At 62.5% G+C, this 17746-nt stretch carries 25 protein-coding genes; 8 read left to right on the top strand and 17 right to left on the bottom strand.

Features of this window, described 5'->3' with window-relative positions:
* From trbF to OJI97_RS17045, 5 genes are read left to right on the top strand one after another with little or no spacing between them, the layout of a single operon-like run.
* Positions 1-843: a conjugal transfer protein TrbF gene (gene trbF, locus OJI97_RS17065; RefSeq protein WP_297665482.1), complete on the top strand. Its 843-nt coding sequence runs from the start codon at positions 1-3 to the stop codon at positions 841-843.
* On the top strand, positions 840-1661 hold the full coding sequence (trbG, locus tag OJI97_RS17060) for a P-type conjugative transfer protein TrbG (protein ID WP_297665481.1): 822 nt from the start codon (positions 840-842) through the stop codon (positions 1659-1661). The genes trbF and trbG overlap by 4 nt, the downstream gene beginning before the upstream one ends.
* Positions 1654-2889 (top strand): TrbI/VirB10 family protein, encoded by a 1236-nt coding sequence (locus OJI97_RS17055; protein ID WP_297665480.1) that lies wholly within the window; start codon positions 1654-1656, stop codon positions 2887-2889. Before trbG ends, OJI97_RS17055 begins: the two co-directional genes overlap by 8 nt.
* Entirely contained in the window at positions 2882-3109 is a 228-nt protein-coding gene (locus tag OJI97_RS17050) for a DUF2274 domain-containing protein (protein ID WP_297665479.1), read from the top strand. The genes OJI97_RS17055 and OJI97_RS17050 overlap by 8 nt, the downstream gene beginning before the upstream one ends.
* Positions 3110-3113: 4 nt before the next feature.
* The gene (locus OJI97_RS17045) at positions 3114-3335 is read left to right on the top strand and encodes an AlpA family transcriptional regulator (RefSeq protein ID WP_297665477.1); all 222 of its coding nucleotides are present in this window, start codon (positions 3114-3116) and stop codon (positions 3333-3335) included.
* Between the two features lie 169 nt (positions 3336-3504).
* Here the strand turns inward: OJI97_RS17045 and OJI97_RS17040 are convergent, their stop codons facing one another.
* From OJI97_RS17040 to OJI97_RS17025, 4 genes are all read right to left on the bottom strand, one after another.
* Positions 3505-4365: an alpha/beta hydrolase gene (locus OJI97_RS17040; protein WP_297665475.1), complete on the bottom strand. Its 861-nt coding sequence runs from the start codon at positions 4363-4365 to the stop codon at positions 3505-3507.
* Between the two features lie 35 nt (positions 4366-4400).
* Positions 4401-5012 carry an isochorismatase family protein gene (locus tag OJI97_RS17035; protein WP_297665473.1) on the bottom strand — a complete coding sequence of 204 codons (612 nt, stop codon included), beginning with the start codon at positions 5010-5012 and terminating at the stop codon, positions 4401-4403.
* A 66-nt stretch (positions 5013-5078) separates the two neighbouring features.
* Positions 5079-5549, bottom strand: a complete 471-nt coding sequence (locus OJI97_RS17030) for a cupin domain-containing protein (protein WP_297665471.1) — start codon at positions 5547-5549, stop codon at positions 5079-5081.
* Between the two features lie 29 nt (positions 5550-5578).
* Positions 5579-6502: an alpha/beta hydrolase gene (locus tag OJI97_RS17025; RefSeq protein WP_297665469.1), complete on the bottom strand. Its 924-nt coding sequence runs from the start codon at positions 6500-6502 to the stop codon at positions 5579-5581.
* Positions 6503-6904: 402 nt separating this feature from the next.
* Here OJI97_RS17025 and OJI97_RS17020 point away from each other — a divergent pair, with 402 nt between their 5' ends.
* Complete coding sequence (locus OJI97_RS17020) at positions 6905-9661, top strand: winged helix-turn-helix domain-containing protein (RefSeq protein ID WP_297665467.1); 2757 nt, start codon at positions 6905-6907, stop codon at positions 9659-9661.
* Between the two features lie 3 nt (positions 9662-9664).
* Here the strand turns inward: OJI97_RS17020 and OJI97_RS17015 are convergent, their stop codons facing one another.
* Positions 9665-10369 (bottom strand): helix-turn-helix domain-containing protein, encoded by a 705-nt coding sequence (locus tag OJI97_RS17015; RefSeq protein ID WP_297665466.1) that lies wholly within the window; start codon positions 10367-10369, stop codon positions 9665-9667.
* An 88-nt stretch (positions 10370-10457) separates the two neighbouring features.
* Between OJI97_RS17015 and bdcA the strand changes: the two genes are divergently transcribed.
* Complete coding sequence (gene bdcA / locus OJI97_RS17010) at positions 10458-11171, top strand: SDR family oxidoreductase (RefSeq protein WP_297665464.1); 714 nt, start codon at positions 10458-10460, stop codon at positions 11169-11171.
* A gap of 151 nt (positions 11172-11322) precedes the next feature.
* Positions 11323-11541, top strand: a complete 219-nt coding sequence (locus OJI97_RS17005; protein WP_297665462.1) for a hypothetical protein — start codon at positions 11323-11325, stop codon at positions 11539-11541.
* 123 nt (positions 11542-11664) lie between these two features.
* Here OJI97_RS17005 and OJI97_RS17000 read toward each other — a convergent pair whose 3' ends face one another.
* From OJI97_RS17000 to OJI97_RS16945, 12 genes are all read right to left on the bottom strand, one after another.
* Positions 11665-12120: a PA2169 family four-helix-bundle protein gene (locus tag OJI97_RS17000; RefSeq protein WP_297665460.1), complete on the bottom strand. Its 456-nt coding sequence runs from the start codon at positions 12118-12120 to the stop codon at positions 11665-11667.
* A 127-nt stretch (positions 12121-12247) separates the two neighbouring features.
* Positions 12248-12505: a hypothetical protein gene (locus tag OJI97_RS16995; RefSeq protein ID WP_297665458.1), complete on the bottom strand. Its 258-nt coding sequence runs from the start codon at positions 12503-12505 to the stop codon at positions 12248-12250.
* A 43-nt stretch (positions 12506-12548) separates the two neighbouring features.
* On the bottom strand, positions 12549-12812 hold the full coding sequence (locus tag OJI97_RS16990) for a DksA/TraR family C4-type zinc finger protein (RefSeq protein ID WP_297665456.1): 264 nt from the start codon (positions 12810-12812) through the stop codon (positions 12549-12551).
* Positions 12813-12842: 30 nt separating this feature from the next.
* A complete protein-coding gene (locus OJI97_RS16985) occupies positions 12843-13112 on the bottom strand; it encodes a hypothetical protein (protein WP_297665454.1) in 270 nt (89 codons plus the stop codon).
* Positions 13113-13114: 2 nt separating this feature from the next.
* On the bottom strand, positions 13115-13294 hold the full coding sequence (locus tag OJI97_RS16980; protein ID WP_297665452.1) for a DUF3606 domain-containing protein: 180 nt from the start codon (positions 13292-13294) through the stop codon (positions 13115-13117).
* A 54-nt stretch (positions 13295-13348) separates the two neighbouring features.
* Entirely contained in the window at positions 13349-13726 is a 378-nt protein-coding gene (locus OJI97_RS16975; protein ID WP_297665451.1) for a nuclear transport factor 2 family protein, read from the bottom strand.
* A 22-nt stretch (positions 13727-13748) separates the two neighbouring features.
* Complete coding sequence (locus OJI97_RS16970; protein WP_297665449.1) at positions 13749-14255, bottom strand: hypothetical protein; 507 nt, start codon at positions 14253-14255, stop codon at positions 13749-13751.
* A 276-nt stretch (positions 14256-14531) separates the two neighbouring features.
* A complete protein-coding gene (locus OJI97_RS16965; protein ID WP_297665447.1) occupies positions 14532-15089 on the bottom strand; it encodes a type 1 glutamine amidotransferase domain-containing protein in 558 nt (185 codons plus the stop codon).
* Between the two features lie 322 nt (positions 15090-15411).
* Positions 15412-15687: an HU family DNA-binding protein gene (locus tag OJI97_RS16960; RefSeq protein ID WP_297665445.1), complete on the bottom strand. Its 276-nt coding sequence runs from the start codon at positions 15685-15687 to the stop codon at positions 15412-15414.
* 210 nt (positions 15688-15897) lie between these two features.
* Positions 15898-16731 (bottom strand): hypothetical protein, encoded by an 834-nt coding sequence (locus tag OJI97_RS16955; RefSeq protein ID WP_297665443.1) that lies wholly within the window; start codon positions 16729-16731, stop codon positions 15898-15900.
* Positions 16731-17102 carry a hypothetical protein gene (locus OJI97_RS16950; RefSeq protein WP_297665441.1) on the bottom strand — a complete coding sequence of 124 codons (372 nt, stop codon included), beginning with the start codon at positions 17100-17102 and terminating at the stop codon, positions 16731-16733. Before OJI97_RS16950 ends, OJI97_RS16955 begins: the two co-directional genes overlap by 1 nt.
* A gap of 11 nt (positions 17103-17113) precedes the next feature.
* Entirely contained in the window at positions 17114-17614 is a 501-nt protein-coding gene (locus OJI97_RS16945) for a hemerythrin domain-containing protein (RefSeq protein WP_297665439.1), read from the bottom strand.
* Positions 17615-17746: the final 132 nt, after the last annotated feature.

Genomic DNA, 17746 nt, shown 5'->3' with positions numbered 1-17746 from the left:
ATGCGATTCACACGTGCTGTGCAGCGTTACGGACAAACGCCCGAGCCGGAGACGCCATATCAGCGTGCCGGACAATTATGGGACGAGCGCATCGGCGCCGGCCGCGTCCAGGCGAAGAACTGGCGATTGATGGCGTTCGGCGGCCTGTTCCTGACCACCGGCCTGTCGGCGGCGCTGATATGGCAGTCGATGCAGAGCCGTGTCGTTCCCTATGTCGTCGAGGTCGATCAACTCGGCGAGGCCCGCGCGGTGACGCCCGCCGTCACCGAATATCAAGCGACCGACCCGCAGATCGCATGGCACCTTGGCAAGTTCATTGCCAATGTCCGTTCGCGCTCGCTCGATCCGGTGTTGATGCGCGAGAACTGGCTGTCGGCCTATGACTTCGCCACCGAGCGAGCGTCCATATTTCTCGGCGAATATGCCCGTGCCGACAATCCGTTCGCGGAGGTCGGTCGCCGCACCGTGTCGGTGCAGGTCACGAGCGTCGTTCGCGCGTCGGATAGCAGCTTCCAGGTCAAATGGACCGAACAGGCATATGAGCGCGGCAGTCTCGCCGATACCTCGCGCTGGACCGCCATCCTGACCGTGAAAGTGCAGCCGCCGCGCTCGGCCGACGTGCTGCGCAAGAACCCGCTCGGGCTCTATGTCGATGCGATCGACTGGAGTCGGGAACACGAGACCGATGTTCCGAAATCCTTCGACCGCTTTCCGACGCCCGACGAACTGGTCGCGCCGACATCGGGTGATACGCAGCCCGCCGACCTGCCACTTGGATCGCCGCTCGACCCGAACCTTTCCCCGCCCGAACCTTCGCAGATCCCCGAAAGGACCGAACCATGATCCGTGCTGTCATCCTGTCGGCGAGCCTGACCGTGCTCGCCGTCCCCGCCGTGGGCCAGCCCGCCGCACGCGTCGATGCTGCCAACAAGACCGCGCTGCGCGAGCCGTCGAGTGCCGGCTTCATCCGCGCCGTGCAGGTCTATTCTTACGCCGAAGGCGCGCTCTATCGACTTTATGCCGCCCCCGAGCGCGTGACCGACATCGCGTTGCAACCGGGCGAGACGCTCATATCGGTTGCCGCCGGCGACACCGTGCGCTGGACGGTCGGCGATACGACGAGTGGGAACGGCGCGAGCCAGCGCACCCATATCTTCGTGAAGCCGTTTTCCGCCGGACTGCGCACCAATCTAGTCATCACCACCTCCCGGCACGTCTATCATCTCGCACTCGAAAGTCGATCGACCGGTGCGATGGCGGCGCTGTCGTGGCATTACCCGCAGGATGAATTGATCGCGCTTCGCCGAGAGCAAAGCGCGGCAGCGGCCGCCGCGCCGGTTGCTTCGGGTCTCGCGGTCGAACAGCTCAACTTCCGCTATGAGATCAGTGGTGACAAGCCGGCATGGCGACCTGTCCGCGCGTTCGACGACGGGCGGCAGACCTTCATCGAGTTCTCGCCGTCGATCGCGGTCGGCGAAGCGCCGCCGCTGTTCGTCATCGGTGACGACGGCAAAGCTCAGCTCGTCAACTATCGCATGGCCGGACGCTATTATGTCGTCGATCGCCTGTTCGGCACCGCCGAACTGCGTCTCGGCGGCAAGAAGCAGAAGATCGTGCGGATCGAGTCGGTGCAGCCGAAGCGGAGGCGCGGCCGTGATTGAACCCGTCCAACCGCCCGCTAAGGCTGCGCCGACCACGCCGACCACGCCGCCCAAGGCCGACCCCGAAACGCTCGTCCTGCGCGCCGCGCCGGGGCGCGTCGCTCGCTTCCGCCGCGGTGCGATCATTGCGATCGCCGCAGCGGGCTCGACCGCGATTGTTGGCGTTGCCTGGCTGGCACTGAGGCCCGCAAGCGTCGATATAGTCCGCCCGGCAGACGACAAGCCGGTCGCAGCGAAAGCGCCGCCCGATGCGCTTGCAGGCGCGCCGACCAGCTATGGCGACGTGCCGCAGCTCGGGGCACCATTGCCCGGCGACTTGGGACGCCCGATCCTCAATCACCGACGCGGATTGAACATGGCGCCGGAGGATGGCGGCGACAAAGCCGCGCGGCGCGCAGCGCAAGCGGCTGAAAACGAGCGGCAGCGGATCGCCGCCGAACAGCGCGCTGCGCGGGAATCGGGCGTGATGCTGCAACTCGCCGGCAATGCCACGCCGGCCCGCCCTGCCGCGGTCGCGGCGGAACAGTCATCCGAGTTCCGAGCGCCCACACAGACCTCGGACGATCCGAACGGACAGCAGCGCAAGAATGCGCTGGTCGGTAAAGCCAATGACAGCAGCGACGTAAACCCGCACGGGCTGACCGCGCCCGTCTCGCCCTGGACCTTGCAGGCCGGGAGCGTCATCGCGGCCAGTCTCATCACCGGGCTGAATTCCGACTTGCCCGGGCTGGTAACGGCGCAGGTGACGGAAAATGTCTATGACAGCGTGACCGGTCGATCCTTGCTCATCCCGCAAGGCTCGCGGTTGATCGGCAGTTACGATAGCGTCGTGGCCTTCGGGCAGAGCCGCGCGCTGGTCGTATGGCAGCGGATCATCCTGCCGGATGGCTCGTCTATCGGCATCGATAATGTGCCGGCGACCGACACGCAGGGTTATGCGGGCCTATCCGACCAGATCGACCGGCACACATGGCAGCTCTTGAAGGGCGTCGCGCTCTCGACTTTGCTTGGCGTTGGCACCGAACTCGGATGGGGAGAGAGCGAAAGCGATCTTGTCCGCGTCGTTCGCGAATCCGCTCAACAGAGCGGTGCGAGGGCTGGCGATCAGCTTGTAACGCGCAATCTCAATGTCCAACCGACATTGCGAGTCCGTTCCGGCTGGCCGCTCCGCGTCGTCGTTAACAAGGATATTGTCATGGATCGAGCCTGGGGAGGCTCGCTTGGCTGACCTCAAATTGCCGAAACTGCCCGACCGAACGCCAACTAAGATCACGTTCAGCGCCATGCCGGACTTGTTCGAGGCATTGAACACCTATGCCGATGCCTATGAAGCGACTTATGGTCAGCGGGAATCCGTTCCGGACCTCATCCCTTTCATGCTCGACAAGTTCCTCGCGAGCGATCGAGGATTCGCGAGAGTGCGATCGTCTCGATCCCGGCGAGAATAATATCATGCCGGAAAATTGGAATCAGCCAGAACGCTTCTTGAAGCTGCCCGAGGTTTGTCGGCGGGTAGGACTTGGAAAGACCATGATCTACGCCTTGATTCAACAAGGCCGTTTTCCCAAACCCTATAAACTGTCCCCTTTCGCCTCTCGATGGAGCGAGCGCGAAATCGTCGCTTGGATTGCGGACGTGAAGGACGGTTTCGAGGGTAAGCGCCGCAAGATCTGATCCTCAAAACCATCGGGCCGGGTTTGAAGCCGCACAGCGACCGGCCGAGTTTCCAGCACACCGCCAATTAGGCTTGGAGCAATCGGGCTTTACGGTGAAGACATCGGTCCGCGCGGTGTGGGACATTGCGAAGCCGTCTTAGCTCGCATGAGGGGCTATCCTGATGTTCTCAGTTTCGAAGCGACGCAGCGTGTTTGGCCGCGCGCTGCTCCACCCAGTTCGCGATGTCGACAATGATGCGTTCCCTCCCAAGGTCATTCAGCGGATCGTGATAATAGCTGTCGTACAGGATAATTTTTTTGTCACGGCTTCCCGCGCGAGCAAAGAATATTTCGCTTCCTTCCGGCCTCGTCGCCTTGTCCGCGGTCCCATGCAAAATCAGGAGCGGCAAAGTAATTTGTTCAAATTCTCGCGTGAGTCGCTCGCTCGCGCGCGCCAGCGCGGCGACGGTTCGCAATGGCTGAACCTCAGACTTTGTCAGTGGATCTGACTCCAGCAGTGCCACCCGCTCGGGATCGCGAGAGAAATCGGCCATCTTCAGCTTGAGGATGCGTAGGTGCGGAGCGAGGTAACTTAAGCCTTTGAGAGCGGTGAGCACGACGTTCGGCGCATAGACGCGGTAAGCGAAGCTCTCGCAGATCAGACCATCGACGCCCCCCTGATGATCGATAGCGTAGCTGACCGCCGTCACGCCGCCGGCGCTGTGACCCAACAGAAAGATCGGCAAGTCGGGATCCCTTGATTTCGCAAGGTCCACTGCAAGCGAGAGATCGGCGACATAATCCTCGATTGCTTCGACATAGAAGCGCTCTCCGTCCGATAGTCCGCGCCCCCGGAGATCTACCGCCGTCACTGCCATATCGTGACGGACGAGGTCGCTCGCAGCGCGCCGATATTGGCCGCTATGCGAGTTGAATCCGGGACAGATCACCAAGGCCGCTTTGGGCGGGTCCATGGAGCGCCAATGGCGTGTCAGAATCCGTATCCCGCCTGGCGTCGTCAACCAATGCTCTTCTTCACGCGCCTGCATTGGAATGTCCCTTGATCAAAGCCCGAGTAGCCGGGTTAGTGACCGACCTCGGCCAGAGCGATCGCCGCGAACTCCTGAGCCGTTTCGGTCCGGTTCCAGTCGCGCTGTAGTTCACATGCAAGCTGGACCCAGCTTATAGGGACGCCGCCCGCCTGGACGATGCGCTGGATGCCGGCGCGATGGGCCTCTTCGGATGTGCCCCCGACCGCGTCGATGACCGCGAATATCTCGAAGCCCTCCCGCAGCGCATCGATCGCCGGAAAGACGAGGCACACCTCGGTCCAGAGGGCGGCCATGATTAGTTTTGTCCTTCCGGTGACTTTTACCGCGGCTACGAAATCGGTGTCCTCCCATGCGTTGATCGCGGTGCGATCTATTGGGGAAACCTCGTCAAGCACGTCCGTGATCTGGTGGATTGTCGGAGAATTGAGGCCGGTTTCGACATTCACGGTCGAGAGCACCACAGGCAAAGCGTAGAGCTTAGCCAAGCGCGCGACGGCAACTATATTGTCGATCAAGAGCCGCTTGTTCATCGTTACGATCGATCCGACCTGCACCGGCTGATAATCGATGATGACCAGTGCCGCATTTTGCGGCGTAAGCATGTGATCGTTCTGCGGATCGCGGATGATCTTTGCCGAAGCCATGATTTTTCCTTTCAGATGGGAATTTAGACGGGGTCCCTCAGAGCCAGTCGTATGCGACTGACGCGGCTATGGTTCGGCCACGGCGTCGACACGCACGTCATCGGTGCTCGACGGCCCAAAGCCGGAAATATAGACGACGGCGCCTTGGTCCTTGGTCATCGCGAAGTGGGGGGTGCCCGCAGGTTCGGTGTAGAAGCTGCCGGCGGTCAGTTGTTTGAACTCCGCCTCCTCGGGGCGAACGCCGTAGCCCAGGTACCAAGTCCCGGAGACGACCACAGCCGACCGGTCATCGCGATGGCTGTGTGCCGCAATACGCGTGTGGGGAGGCACCACGACTTCGATGGTGTAGGGACCATCCCTGGCCGGGTCGCCGGACAGGATCACGCTGCGAATTCCCCGCACTCCGGAGGTTCCCGCGCCCGGCCCCTGATCTTCAAGGGCATTGATTTCTTCAGGATTGAGACGAAGCAATTTCTCCTGAGGTACGGCCGTACCGCTGTTCGCGCCCAGGAGCAGCAAGAGCGCAATGGCGGTCAAGCTCCGTGCAACCTCTCCAGCGGGGCGGCTCATTTTCCTTCATCCAGGAAAGCGGAAATCAGAGAAATCGTCTTTTCAGGCTGTTCTTCCATCAGCCAGTGCCCCGAGGCAGGGACGACCGCGCCGCTGACGTGTGATGCCGCGAATTTCATGACGCCCGCCATTTGCGGACCGAACGATTGCTCGCCCCCGATCGCGAGCAGAGGCATCGAAAGTCTGTTTCCTGCCGCCAGCCAGGATCGATTGTCGGCAGCGTCCTGATCGAATGCGGCAAATTGAGCGAAGCCCGAATGCATTGCCCCGGGACGGGCATAGAGTGCCGCATAGTGCGCGCGCGAGGCGTCGTCGAATCGACTGGGATCAGCGGAAAAATCGTTCCAGAACCGATCGAGGTAAATTCGTTCGCGACCCGCGACGAGCCGCTCCATATCCGGTCCGCCGAAGCGAAAGTGCCAGAGCAGCGGATTTTTCAGAATCTCATCCCACGGGCCCACACCCGGTATCGGCGCGTCCATGAGGACAAACCGCGTAACCCTGTCCTGCCGTTGCGCCGCGAGGGCAAAACCGACCATGTTACCGATATCGTGTGTGACCAGCGCGAATTTGTCGACACGCAAGCGGTCGAGGACTCCCGCAATGTCCGCAGCCTGGGTTTTCTTGTCGTACCCGCCAGCGGGATGGTTCGAAAGTCCCATTCCGCGAAGGTCGGGAACGATGACCGTGAAGCGATCCATGAGCGACTGCGCTAGCGGCGCCCACATGTCGCCGGTTTCTCCGAAGCCGTGCAGCAGCACAACCGCTGGCCCGTGACCGCCCACGCGGACATGGATGACCGCCCCATTGGTGCTGATCTCCTCGGCTTTGAAATTGCGCGGAAATGGCTGCACCTGGGCGATCGCCGGAGACGCCAGGAAAAGTGCCAATCCGATAAGGGCTGCTGCGGCTTTTCGCATGATATGACTCCCTGGTTGTGGGGGATTTTGCCAGAGGCGCTTCAGCCAAGGCGACTGAGCGCCGCAAAGGATCCAGCGATGGATGCAACGGCGATCTCGCGCCGGTTCATTCCTCTCTCCTCGTCAATGTTCGATGGAATGCATTTTGCCGTCCCGCGCGTATTGGACGCCTCTCTTCGATTTGCATCTGCATATCGATTTGTAGCCACGCCCGTTCATTGCAGAGCGTCGGCGGCGCCCGGACAAGCAGGTCGCGCCACACGCCAGGCAAGCCACACGGAGGTGGCGTATCGCCTCGTCGGCAGCCGACGATGCTCCAGCCCCCGCCTCACGGATAAATGTGGAGACTCGGGAGTTGCCGGGAATATAAGCGGTCGGTTCCTCGAAGGAGTTGCGCGCGCGATGCCCGAAGCCGCCATGCAGATCGGCTCGTTTTTCCTGGATCGTCGGGCGCTCGAGCTGTTTCGCGACCAGCGGCGAATCGTCCTGGGTGCCAAGGCTTGCAAAATCTTGGCCGCTTTGGCGGAGCGCTGCGGCGAAGTGGTCCCCACAGCCGACCTGATTGCCGCGGGCTGGCCCGGGCAGCTGGTTGAAGAGGTCAATCTTCGGGTCCAGATTGCGGCGATCCGAAAGGTTCTGGAAGCGCAGGATGGGGGCGTCGCGATCAAGACCGTTCCTCGCGAGGGCTATTTGCTCGTCATTCGCGACACTGTCAGCCCCGCGCCCGACGAAACCGTCGAAGAATCCACGCTCTATCGGCCGCGGCTGCTTGAGCCGTTGATCGGCCGAAAGCATGAGGTGATCGAGCTTGCGCATCTTTTGACGACCCACCGAATTGTCACGATAACGGGTGCGGCCGGTATCGGCAAAACCTCGCTCGCGCTGGCCGCGGCGGCCGAATGGGCGAAGGTCGGCCGAGACTGGGTCTTCGTTGACCTGGCCTCGACCTTTGTATCATCGCAGGTCGTGCAGAAGGTCCATGCCGCGCTTGAGCTCGCCGGTGCGCCGCAAGACCTCGCCACCGACTTGATCCGCGTCCTGCGCGACAGGACAATCCTGATCGTCCTCGACAATTGCGAGCAGGTCGTCGACGGCTCCGCCGCGATCGTAGAGGCAATCGGACACGAAACCGCCAAGGTCACCGTTCTGGCGACCAGCCGCGAAGCTCTTGACCTCCATGGTGAGCAGGTATTTGTGCTCAACCCTCTCGATTGCGGTCCGATCGGACAACGAATAGCCGCGCGCGAAGCGCTGGTATTTCCGGGGATCGAACTTTTCGCACAACGCGCGCGCGCCCAGGGCCAGGCGCTGCAGATCGACGACGGCAACGCGTCGCTGATCGCGGAAATATGTCAGCGGCTCGATGGCATTCCACTGGCAATTCAACTCGCGGCCGCGAACTGTGGAACGATGACAGTGGGAGAGCTGGCGCGGCGTTTGGACGATCGCTTCAGCCTGCTGAGCCGAGGCAAACGCACCGCGATACCCCGACACCGCACGCTCGAGGCGGCGCTCGAATGGGGATATGACCTGCTGTCGCCTCTCGAAGCGGCAGTTTTTGCTCGCATCGGCGTCTTTCGGAATTCCGCGTCGATGCGCGATTTGCGCGATGTCGCAGGCGACGACGACATGATGGGCGTTGCGCTCGAGGGGGTTGTCGACAAGCTGGTCAGCAAGTCGTTTCTCGTGGCCGACACAAGCGGCGATCCCGCGACTTTTCGATATCTGGAAAGCACGCGACTCTTCGCCCTACAGAAACTCAAAGCGACGAACGACCTAGACGGAATTTCCCGGAAGCACGCGCTGAATGTCGGAAATCGCCTTGCGGCCATCAAGGCAATGCAGGACCCGCACGAAACCCTGTCGCGATATCGAACTATAGTCGATGACTGGCGCGCGGCGCACGACTATGCGCTGGAGAACGGGGACGGAATTCTGGCGCTCGAGCTCCTACACCAATCCTTGGAAATGTGCTCGAGGCTGAATGTCACGCATGAGTTTGGCGACCGAGCCGAAGAGACATTCGCCTCGATCGCCGAGAATGAAAGCCCGGCATCGATCCGCAAGGAACTGGCAGTTCGCCACTTTTATAACCAAGTGCTCGCGGTTTATGGAGCCGAACGCTATCTGGTCGGTCTGAACAAGATGACGGCGAGTGCGAAACGAGCGCTTGAACTCGGGCGCAAATCGGGCGCGGTCTCGGCGCAAATCGAGGCTCTTTGGTCCTTGGCGCATGCTGCCTCAGGATATTCGGACACGGCGGCGATGCGCGGCTATGTCGAAGAAATGGGATTACTGGCCAAAAAGCTGGGGGACCGGGATCTGATTCAGAATTTCTACCGTCTGCAGTGTGCGGCCAGTTGCTGGTCCGGGCAGTTCGACGCTTCCATCGCTGTCGCCGAAAAGGCGATGACTGATTTCAACGAATTCCTTGACAGTTTATCCTTGCGCGGGGGCGGCCATGCGGCAGCCACACTCACAATCCTTGCTCGGGCAAAATGGGCAGTCAGCGAATTTGAAGAGGGCATGACGCTCGCCAGAAAGGCACAAAGGCTCGCTCCTGATGCGCCGACGCTGTACTACGTGTATTACACTTCGATCCTGCCCCTTGCGCTTTGGTCGGGAAATATTGCCGAGGCGCAGAAGGAAATCGACGCAGTAAGGAATCTTGCTCGCGAGCATAGCGCGCCCGGATGGCATGTGCAGATGCGGCAATGGGATGTCGCCCTAGAATTGCTCGCGCAAAGCGGCGGCTCTTACGGAAATCGAAGCGTCGATACCTCATATGGTCCCGACTGGCGGGCGGACAACGCGACGAGCCTGCACTGCGCGTTTCACCGAAGCGATGATCTGAAGAGAATGGCAGGGAGATGCGATCACTGGATGGCAGCCGAGCATCACCGCGCCGCAGGCGAACGTCTGGCGCAGGGAAAGCAGGATGAGCGTGAACAAGCAGAAGCACTCATGGTTACAGCTCTACGAGTGGCGGAGTCGCAGGGCGCTGTCGCCTGGCAAGTGCGGGCGCGTAACAGTCTGGCGCGATTACACCTTGCAAACGGCCAGGATGCACGAGCGGCGGCTATATTGGCCCCCACCCTTTCGCGCTTCCCTGACAACAGCATCAATGCAGACGTCCGACTCGCCTGGACCTTGAGGTAAGGCTTAAGCGGAAGCGGGACTGAACGTTACGGCATGCCCGTGCTGTCTGCGCCAAGCGCTGGGCGATATTCCGAAATGCCTCGAAAATGCGCGGGACAGGTGCGCCTGGTCGCAGAAGCCGCACGAAAGCGCGATCTGCGCAATCGGCTCCTGGCCCGATCGCAGATACTCCTTTGCGCGCTCGACGCGGCGCAGCATGATGAACGAGTGCGGCGCCATTCCAAACGAACCACGAAAGGCTCGAAAGAAGTAGCTTTCGCTCAAGCGTGCAGTGTCCGCCAGATGCTTGACACTCAACGCGCGGTCCAGGTCGCGTTCGACAAGATCACGCACGCGCTTGGCTTGCCAAGGCGCAAGCCCACTTGCGATCGGACCCGCCCCATGACGGTCGACGGTCGACATCGGCGTAGCCAGTCTGGCGATTAGGTCTTCGAGACGTCGGTGCGTCGCCCCCGGATCTCGAAATGCGGAGGCCGCCGCAAGCCGCAATTGGCCGAGAACCGTAGCATCGAAGCGTCGGCCGTCGTGTCCTTGAAGAAGTACCGTCACATCTTTCACTGGGGCTTCCCCCTCGACCAGTTGAATGCGTGTTGCGATCATTCGCGGGGAAATCGAGGGCTGCAAGAAAAGAGCCGTTAAAAATTGTTGCGTTTCGCTGTGCGCCCCTGCCCGCACGCAATTTTCGTCATCGAGCCGCCGGGCCGACACTCTCGCACAAAAACTCAGAGTTTTTTGCAAGGCTTCGGGCTTCGCCGATGGCAGCCTCGCGCAATCTCGTCAGAAAAGGACAAGCGTCATGTCTGCACAAGCCGCAAAATCTGCCCTGGTCGTGGGAGGCAGCCGGGGGATCGGCGCTGCGATCGTCCGCAGGCTGGTCTCCGATGGGCTTCACGTCACTTTCACCTATGCTGGGTCGGCCGAAGCCGCGACGGCGGTGGCATCGCAAACCGGGGCCTTGGCTGTGCTCTCCGATGCCTCGCAAAGAGAGAGTCTGCGGCGCCTGATTGACGCAACGCCGCCGCTCGACATACTCGTCGTCAATGCGGGGGCGCTTGTCATGGGCCATCCCCACGATCTCGATCCGGTCGCTGTCGACCACATGATCGATCTCAACGTTCGAGCCCCCTATCACGCGGCCGTCGACTCGGCACGAAAAATGCCCGACGGAGGCCGAATCATTGTCATCGGTTCGGTGAACGGCGACCGCATGCCCTTTGCCGGTGGCGCGGCCTATGCGCTGACCAAGTCGGCCTTGCAGGGCATGGTGCGCGGACTTGCACGCGATTTCGGCGAGCGCGACATCACCGTCAACGTCATCCAGCCGGGGCCGATCGACACCGATATGAACCCTGCCGACGGTCCGATGGCCGAATTGATGCACAGTTTCATGGCGATCAAGCGCCATGGAAAACCTGAAGAAATTGCTTCGCTGGTCGCCTATCTGACGGGAGAGGAGGCAGGTTTTATCACGGGCGCGCTCCTCACAATTGATGGAGGTTTTGGAGCATGACCGCCGGGATTGGCGGGCACGACGGTAATCATTACGGGATCGACCGAGGGCGCTAGGGGCGATGGAGAGCGCCCCGGCGAGCGCGGCGCCTGAGTGCACGTTGGCTGCCGCAGGCAGCGCCTCTCGACTCCTTTTCCTGAGGAGTCGAACGATGAACGAGTTTATTCAGATTGGCCCGATCAGTCCGCTACGCCAGCGCCTGATCGACGACATGTCGATCCGCAGATTCGGGCGGGAGACGCAGCGTAACAATCTTCGCGATGTCGCACGGTTTGCGACCTGGCTTCAGCGATCGCCCCATGCCACGACCGCCGAGAACACCCGGTTCCAGTTCGAGCAGCACGAAGCCGGCATACGGCGCCGAAAGTGAACAGCATCGTCGTCGCGCTGAGTTTTTTCTTCACCCACACGCTCGGCCCTCCAATGTCGCGTGTATGGTAGACGGCCCCTGTGATCCGGGGCCGTCGACAAGTGAACTAGCTGTCGTAAACGATCAGCTAGCGTCCAGCCCATGCTTTAGCGCCGACATCTGGTCGTGGCCCGCGCGAACCGAGGCGTAGCCTGTTTCTATGAACTGACGAACGGCGGGGTCGAGATCGGTGTCGCCGAGTGCGCTCTCGAATTTCGACTTGATATGATCTTCGCCGCGTTCGGCCTCCGCGATCACCGCGTCATCGTCGCGCGCGCCGGTGAGCTTGTCGCGAAGGCCGAGAAAGGCGCGATGCGCCGAGGCAAGCACCGTTCCGTCATCTTCGGGATTGCCGCCGAGCTCGCGCACCTTCGCCTGGAAGTCGGTGACGACGGTCTGCCGCTCGGTGGCACGACTCAGGAAAATCTCCCTGAACTTCGCGGCATTGGCCTCGTCGGCCGCCTTGCGATAGCCATCGACGCTGTCGAGCGTGGTCGCGATGAGGGAGTTCAGCGTTGCGATATTCTTGTTATCGAACATGAGCATTCCTTTCGGGGAGCGGGCCGGCCCCATAACCGGCGTCTCACAAAGCAACGAGCCAGCCACCCAGTAGTTGCCCCGTCCATCGCGGCAAACGCGGCTTTGCGACAAAGCGTGCCGAAGTCCGTTACAGCCCGATCTTGGCGAGTGCGACCGCGAGCTCGGCATCGGATGCCTCGCGATCGAAGAGAGCGAGCTTGTTCAGCGCGGTTTGGAGTCGCTTCTGCGCGACCTGGAGCGCCTTGTGCCGAACCTCGCGATCCCTGTTCGTTCGCCAGGCCCGGCTCCCGCCAAGCAGCGCCTCCCATTTTTCTTCCTCGGCGGAGAGGATGGCAAGCGCGAGCCGAAGCCCGTCGCGTCGCCCGCGCTTATAGTCGGTCGCCATCCTCACCCCCATCGCTAGAAAATCAGGCGGCGTCTCCGCACCGTCAGCGAAGCTGGCTGTCCTTGCTGCCGCGGCGGTTGATCCCGGCTTGCCGCCGTTGAGCGTCGCGGACCGACTGGCAGCGCACGCACGTCCGGCTTGCCGGGAGGGCCTTGCGCCGCGCTTCCGGAATGCGCTCGCCGCAGTCTTCGCAAAATTCGGTGCCGATGCCCACGGCGAGCCGAAGCCGCGCAAGCTTTACCGCGTCGGCAACCGTGTCGTCGATCTGCTCCTGTACGGCGCCGTCACGCGCCCAACCATTCGCCATCCAAACTCCTCCGTTCAGGCCGCTCGCACGTCAATCCGAAATCGTCTCTTCCTCGATCGCGGCATGGATCATACGGTCCCAAATACCGGCATCGCCGACGGCGAGCATCGCCGCGCTCGGCTCGCGGAGGGTATGAAGCACGGCGAGCGCCGCGTCGCTATACTCGCCCCAGAGCGCATCGACCGCATCGGCGGCCGACGGCATATCGCCCTCGGCATTACGACTCAGTGCATGACCCGCGAGCACGCGCGCCACGCGCTCGAGTGGCGAGGTCATCGCGCGGTCGAACTCGCTCGCCATCGTCACGTCTTTTTCAGATAGGCGCGCACTGCGTCGGCGGAATTGCCGACGGCGCCCACCGCCTCGCGCAGCTCCTGCTCGCTCACACCGAGCGAGGCGATCCAGTCGCGGACTTCATAGTCTTCGCCGAGACTGATCCGGCTGCGGTCCGCCGCGCCCACTTCATTTTTGTCGTCTGCCATGACATCACTCCTTTGCCGAACAAACGCCCCCGGGGACTTGAGGTTGCAGCCGGGTCAACCCGTGGCCGGAAGCGGCGAGCAATGCGCGAGAACGACGCGCCAGCGGCCATCGCGCTCGTGCCAGACCCGCGAATAGGCGAAGCGGCCGAAGAAGCTTTCGCGATCGAAAAAACCGGCGAGATCGACTGCCACGCAAACGGTCGCGCAATCACCCCAGCGGCGAATGTCGGTCGGACCGACAAGATCGATCGTCTTGAGCTCAAGCCGTCGCGAGCGATGCGCGGCGAGATCGTCGGCCTTCGACAGGCGATTGCCCGCCTGATCGGTGAAACAGAGGCCGTCGTCGAGCAACGCGTCGAGCGCCGTGATATCGCCCGCCAGCATAGCTGCTCGCAATGCGGACTCCGCCTCTACAATGGGTTCATCCTGCATAGTAACTCCAGACAAAAGCCTTTCAGCGGAATGGGGAATCATCCCGGCCGAGCATCGCGCTGATATCATCGGATGAAAATGCCTGCCCGCTCTCGAGGATCAGGCTGTAACGCTCGCGCTCGGCCACGGGTGCCGCCGCGAACCGCGCGAGAATCTCGCGCAGCGGGCGCGGCGCCGGGAGTTCTTCCCGAAGCGGAGGAACTTCGGAACCGTCGCTCTCGTCATGTGCGAGAGTCAGCGTTCCGCGCTGATCCCATATCTCTCCATTGCCCGCCATGTCAGCATCATGCCGCGACGCTCCTTCGCCCTCGCGGCCCCCGCGCGTGTCTTTTTCCCCGCTGATGCGCGTGCCGCTCGCGGGATTGTAATTCTCCGGAATGCCGCCGCCGCTTTGGGAATCCCGAGCGGGTAAGCGGTCGAGCGTATCGCTCGGCCGACGGGCCGAGCCTTCGGGCTGATTTTCGGTCGAGACATTGGGGTTCTTCGTGACTTCGGTCGGAACCTCGCGAACCTTTCGAAACTCGCTCATTTTGCACCTCCGCTGTGGCGTGCGCCGTCCTTATCGGCCCGCTTAGCGATATCGTCCTCGGTGGGCCGTCCGCCAGCGCGGCCGCTGCCGGGCGAGCCCGGGTCGCGGTCCTTTGTGTCCCTTTTCGGTCGTATCTGTTCTCCCGGGCCTGTTTGCGTCCCGTCATCGCGACTGCTGTGATCGCTCATCGTGCATCTCCAATTTTTGCCATGAAAGCGAGACGCTCCGCTATGGCGCGGGGTTGCGCTTGCCGAAAGCGGCGAGCGACTGGCCCGGTCAAGCCGGCGCACCGGCCTCGCTCAGCGCCGCCACGATCGCGTCGCAAAAGGCCGGGAGGTCGTCGGGGCAGCGGCTGGTGATGATATTGCCGGCGACGACCACCGCCTCGTCGACCACCTCGGCGCCGGCGTTGGCGACGTCGGTGCGGATCGACTTGTAGGTGGCGAGCCGGCGGCCCTTCGCAAGCCCCGCTTCGACGAGCAACCAAGGTGCATGGCAAATTGCCGCCACTGGCTTGCCCGCCGCGGCGAACGCCTTGATGAGCGCGATCGCGTCGGGCTCGACGCGGAGAAGATCGGGGTTGATCTGGCCGCCCGGGAGGACGAGAGCATCATAATTGTCGACATGGACATCGGCGATCTTGAGATCGACCTCGACCTCACCGCCCCAATCGTCCTTGTCCCAGCCGGTGATGTCGTCCGTGCCGATCGAGGCGATGTCGACGTCGGCGCCGGCCGCCTCGAGACGCTCGAGCGGCACTTCGAGTTCGGACTGTTCGAACCCGTCGGTTGCCATGATAAGGATGCGGCGGTCGGATAATCTGGTGTCGGCCATGCTGGAAGCTCCTTTGCTATCCAGACAATGCCCGAGCGGCCCCGATGTTGCCCCGCCCTCCCTTTCCGTCCCTTAGGTCCGCGAAGCGGGCGCGGCCCGAAGGGCCAGATGACGTGCTCTTGGCGAGCCCGCCGCGGGGCGGCGTGCGATGCGGGCCAAGGGCGGCCGCCCCGCAAGGATAGCGAGCCCAAGTTCGCTCGCGCGGCCCGAGTGAAGCGCGACCCCTGCCCGAGCCCGCGAGGCCAGAGCACGCTCATCAGCAGCCGCGCTCCGCAGCGCCGCCGCGCGGCCGTCCCGCCGGGTAGCCAGCGGGACCACCGGCTCAGCCGTTGAGGCGATCCTTGACCGCCTTGGCGGCCGAGAAACCGAGCTTCGTCTTTGCTGCGATCTGCATGGTCGCACCCGTTGCAGGGTTGCGACCCTCGCGCGCGGCCGACGTCGAAACCTTGAACTTGCCGAAGCCGCTGACCGAAACCTCTTCTCCCTTGGCGGCCGCGTCGGCGATTGCGGCGAACACCGCCTCGACGGCCTTCTTGCCCTCGGCCTTCGAGAGACCGAGCGACGTTGCGACGCTGTCCGAAAGGTCGGCGTGGTTCATAAATCATCTCCTGAGAAGCCGGTCTTTTCCGGCCGCTGGGCGCTATAATCGCCATTACCGGATTGCCAAGAGCCGATTCTGAAACCGCAGCGTGTATGACCGTGGATAGGCGCTTGTGTGCCCTGAAAAATCCGACCGCATAAAAGAACCGGACCGCATCAATGCGGCCCGGCTCGGTGAGGACCCGCAAGTCCTTTGTCGGCGTCGGTTTTAGCGGTTCTGACGCCTCTCGTCGTCGCGCCCGGCCTGATTGTCCCGGTTGCCCTGGCCATTGTCCTGACCCGGCTGGCGCCGCTGCTGGTCTTGCTGTTCCTGCTGGCCGCCCTGGCCAGGGTTCTGGCCCTGCTGGTTCTGGCGCTGACCGTCCTGCTGTTCCTGCTGGCCGGGATTCTGATTGGGCTGATTGCCGCCCTGCTGGTTATTCTGAGACATGATGCTCTCCTCTTCCAAACTGCCTGGGGGATAGGCATGAAAAGGACGCTTTCCCTGACTGAATGTTCCGCCTCCTTCAACGGCTTGGCGTAAATTTGCGCCACCTGGAGAGGCCGTTGCCGCCTCCAGCCGACCAAGGGGATCGCGAACGTCCAAGCCAAGGTTGCGAAGTGCATCTAGGGTTCTGCAAACGCCGCGATGGTGCACGAACGTCCCGCCCATTGCCTCCCAAAGATGCCGGTGCTTGAGGGTGTCGTCGACGAGAACATCGCCGCGCGCTCCGTGTCGACGCTTGTCGGCGGCCATGCACGTAATGATCCGCGTGCCGGGGAAATGTTCGGCTGCCCAGCGCACTTTCTGTGCCTCCGCCCAGCCGCCGCGCGGACAGCCGGTGAGGATGACCGGGTCAAGATGGCGAACCGCCTCGAGCAGGCGCCGCGCCCCGGGGAGCAGCGGCAGGGTCGCGTAGAAGTCGGGCGCGCGCGCGAGCTCGCGCCAGAAAGTCGGCAGGCCGCGTCTTTTCTCGAAAGCGCGCGGATGCATGCCGAGGATTTCGCCCGCGCGGCTCTCGAAGTCGGCGAGCACGCCGTCACAGTCAAGAAACAGCCGCATCAAAAGCGCGCGGGCATCAGCTCGATCGCGATCGGCGCTGCGAGCGGGCGCCAACCGCCCTCAGCGATGAGGGCATTGCTCTCGGACGCCTTGCGACCATTCTCGCGGTCGAGCGACCAGGTGATGTGAAAAATACTGCCGTCGGGCCGGTCGGCCCGGCCGTTGATGGCGACGACCAGTGCTTCGAGCCCTTCGCCGTCATCGGCATGTCCGATGACGGCGGCATCCGCCGCGGGCGGCGGTGGGTCACGGCGCGAAGCTTGCGCGTTTAGCGTCACATGATCACCCACGAGGTCCCGCCAGCGCGGCGGGAAGATGTCGACGAGGAACTCGCGGCTTGCGGGAGCGAGTTTCCATCCCGTGACCGGCACCGCACCTCTCCTCAGGCCGTGAGGGTGGCCAGCTCGGCAGGCGGCAACCCGCTACTGTCAGCCTGCGCTTTCAGCTCCTCCTTGCGCGCGAGCATCGCCTGTCCGAGCGCCTCGAGGTCGACGTCGGCAGCGCGCGCCTGCTGAAACATATTGTCCTGCTGCTTCTCTTCTTCGCGAACATGATGCTTGATTTCTTCAGACAGCACCGTGACCTTGGCATCGAAAAATTCGTCATCGGGGCTCGACGCCTCGATGTCGTTGATCAGAACCTTTGCGCCGTCATGCTCGACCCACGCTTCCTTCAGAAGATCGTCGTCGATCTTGCCCTTGAGCGCCGGATAGAAAACTTCCTCCTCGATCTGGGCGTGGATCTTGAGCTCGGTGCAAATCTGCTTGGCGAGCTTTCCCTTCTTGTCCGAACCCGAAGCCTTCTCGAATTGTTCGAACAGTCCTTCGACGGTGCGATGGTCGGCGGCAAGGATATGCGTGGCGTCCAAATCAACGGGTTTCATTGCAGTCTCCATTTTTGACCCGCCCGCAGTCGAAAAGGGAAACGATCCGTCAGTGATGAAGTTGCGCTAACCCTCGCGCTTTTCGTCATCGACTGCAGCCTGCCGCGACCCGAGCGGCCCGGCGCGGAACGA

Source organism: Sphingopyxis sp., from assembly GCF_025869345.1.
Lineage (GTDB): Bacteria > Pseudomonadota > Alphaproteobacteria > Sphingomonadales > Sphingomonadaceae > Sphingopyxis.
Note: the sequence above shows the minus strand (reverse complement) of the source record. Positions and strands in the feature narration are given on the sequence as shown.

Bases quoted from the DNA above. Each gene is read 5' to 3' on its own strand.
- trbF (WP_297665482.1), top strand. From the start codon at position 1: ATGCGATTCACACGTGCTGTGCAGCGTTACGGACAAACGCCCGAGCCG.
- trbG (WP_297665481.1), top strand. From the start codon at position 840: ATGATCCGTGCTGTCATCCTGTCGGCGAGCCTGACCGTGCTCGCCGTC.
- OJI97_RS17045 (WP_297665477.1), top strand. From the start codon at position 3,114: ATGCCGGAAAATTGGAATCAGCCAGAACGCTTCTTGAAGCTGCCCGAG.
- OJI97_RS17040 (WP_297665475.1), bottom strand. From the start codon at position 4,365: ATGCAGGCGCGTGAAGAAGAGCATTGGTTGACGACGCCAGGCGGGATA.
- OJI97_RS17035 (WP_297665473.1), bottom strand. From the start codon at position 5,012: ATGGCTTCGGCAAAGATCATCCGCGATCCGCAGAACGATCACATGCTT.
- OJI97_RS17025 (WP_297665469.1), bottom strand. From the start codon at position 6,502: ATGCGAAAAGCCGCAGCAGCCCTTATCGGATTGGCACTTTTCCTGGCG.
- OJI97_RS17020 (WP_297665467.1), top strand. From the start codon at position 6,905: ATGCCCGAAGCCGCCATGCAGATCGGCTCGTTTTTCCTGGATCGTCGG.
- bdcA (WP_297665464.1), top strand. From the start codon at position 10,458: ATGTCTGCACAAGCCGCAAAATCTGCCCTGGTCGTGGGAGGCAGCCGG.
- OJI97_RS17005 (WP_297665462.1), top strand. From the start codon at position 11,323: ATGAACGAGTTTATTCAGATTGGCCCGATCAGTCCGCTACGCCAGCGC.
- OJI97_RS17000 (WP_297665460.1), bottom strand. From the start codon at position 12,120: ATGTTCGATAACAAGAATATCGCAACGCTGAACTCCCTCATCGCGACC.
- OJI97_RS16995 (WP_297665458.1), bottom strand. From the start codon at position 12,505: ATGGCGACCGACTATAAGCGCGGGCGACGCGACGGGCTTCGGCTCGCG.
- OJI97_RS16990 (WP_297665456.1), bottom strand. From the start codon at position 12,812: ATGGCGAATGGTTGGGCGCGTGACGGCGCCGTACAGGAGCAGATCGAC.
- OJI97_RS16985 (WP_297665454.1), bottom strand. From the start codon at position 13,112: ATGGCGAGCGAGTTCGACCGCGCGATGACCTCGCCACTCGAGCGCGTG.
- OJI97_RS16980 (WP_297665452.1), bottom strand. From the start codon at position 13,294: ATGGCAGACGACAAAAATGAAGTGGGCGCGGCGGACCGCAGCCGGATC.
- OJI97_RS16975 (WP_297665451.1), bottom strand. From the start codon at position 13,726: ATGCAGGATGAACCCATTGTAGAGGCGGAGTCCGCATTGCGAGCAGCT.
- OJI97_RS16970 (WP_297665449.1), bottom strand. From the start codon at position 14,255: ATGAGCGAGTTTCGAAAGGTTCGCGAGGTTCCGACCGAAGTCACGAAG.
- OJI97_RS16965 (WP_297665447.1), bottom strand. From the start codon at position 15,089: ATGGCCGACACCAGATTATCCGACCGCCGCATCCTTATCATGGCAACC.
- OJI97_RS16960 (WP_297665445.1), bottom strand. From the start codon at position 15,687: ATGAACCACGCCGACCTTTCGGACAGCGTCGCAACGTCGCTCGGTCTC.
- OJI97_RS16955 (WP_297665443.1), bottom strand. From the start codon at position 16,731: ATGCGGCTGTTTCTTGACTGTGACGGCGTGCTCGCCGACTTCGAGAGC.
- OJI97_RS16945 (WP_297665439.1), bottom strand. From the start codon at position 17,614: ATGAAACCCGTTGATTTGGACGCCACGCATATCCTTGCCGCCGACCAT.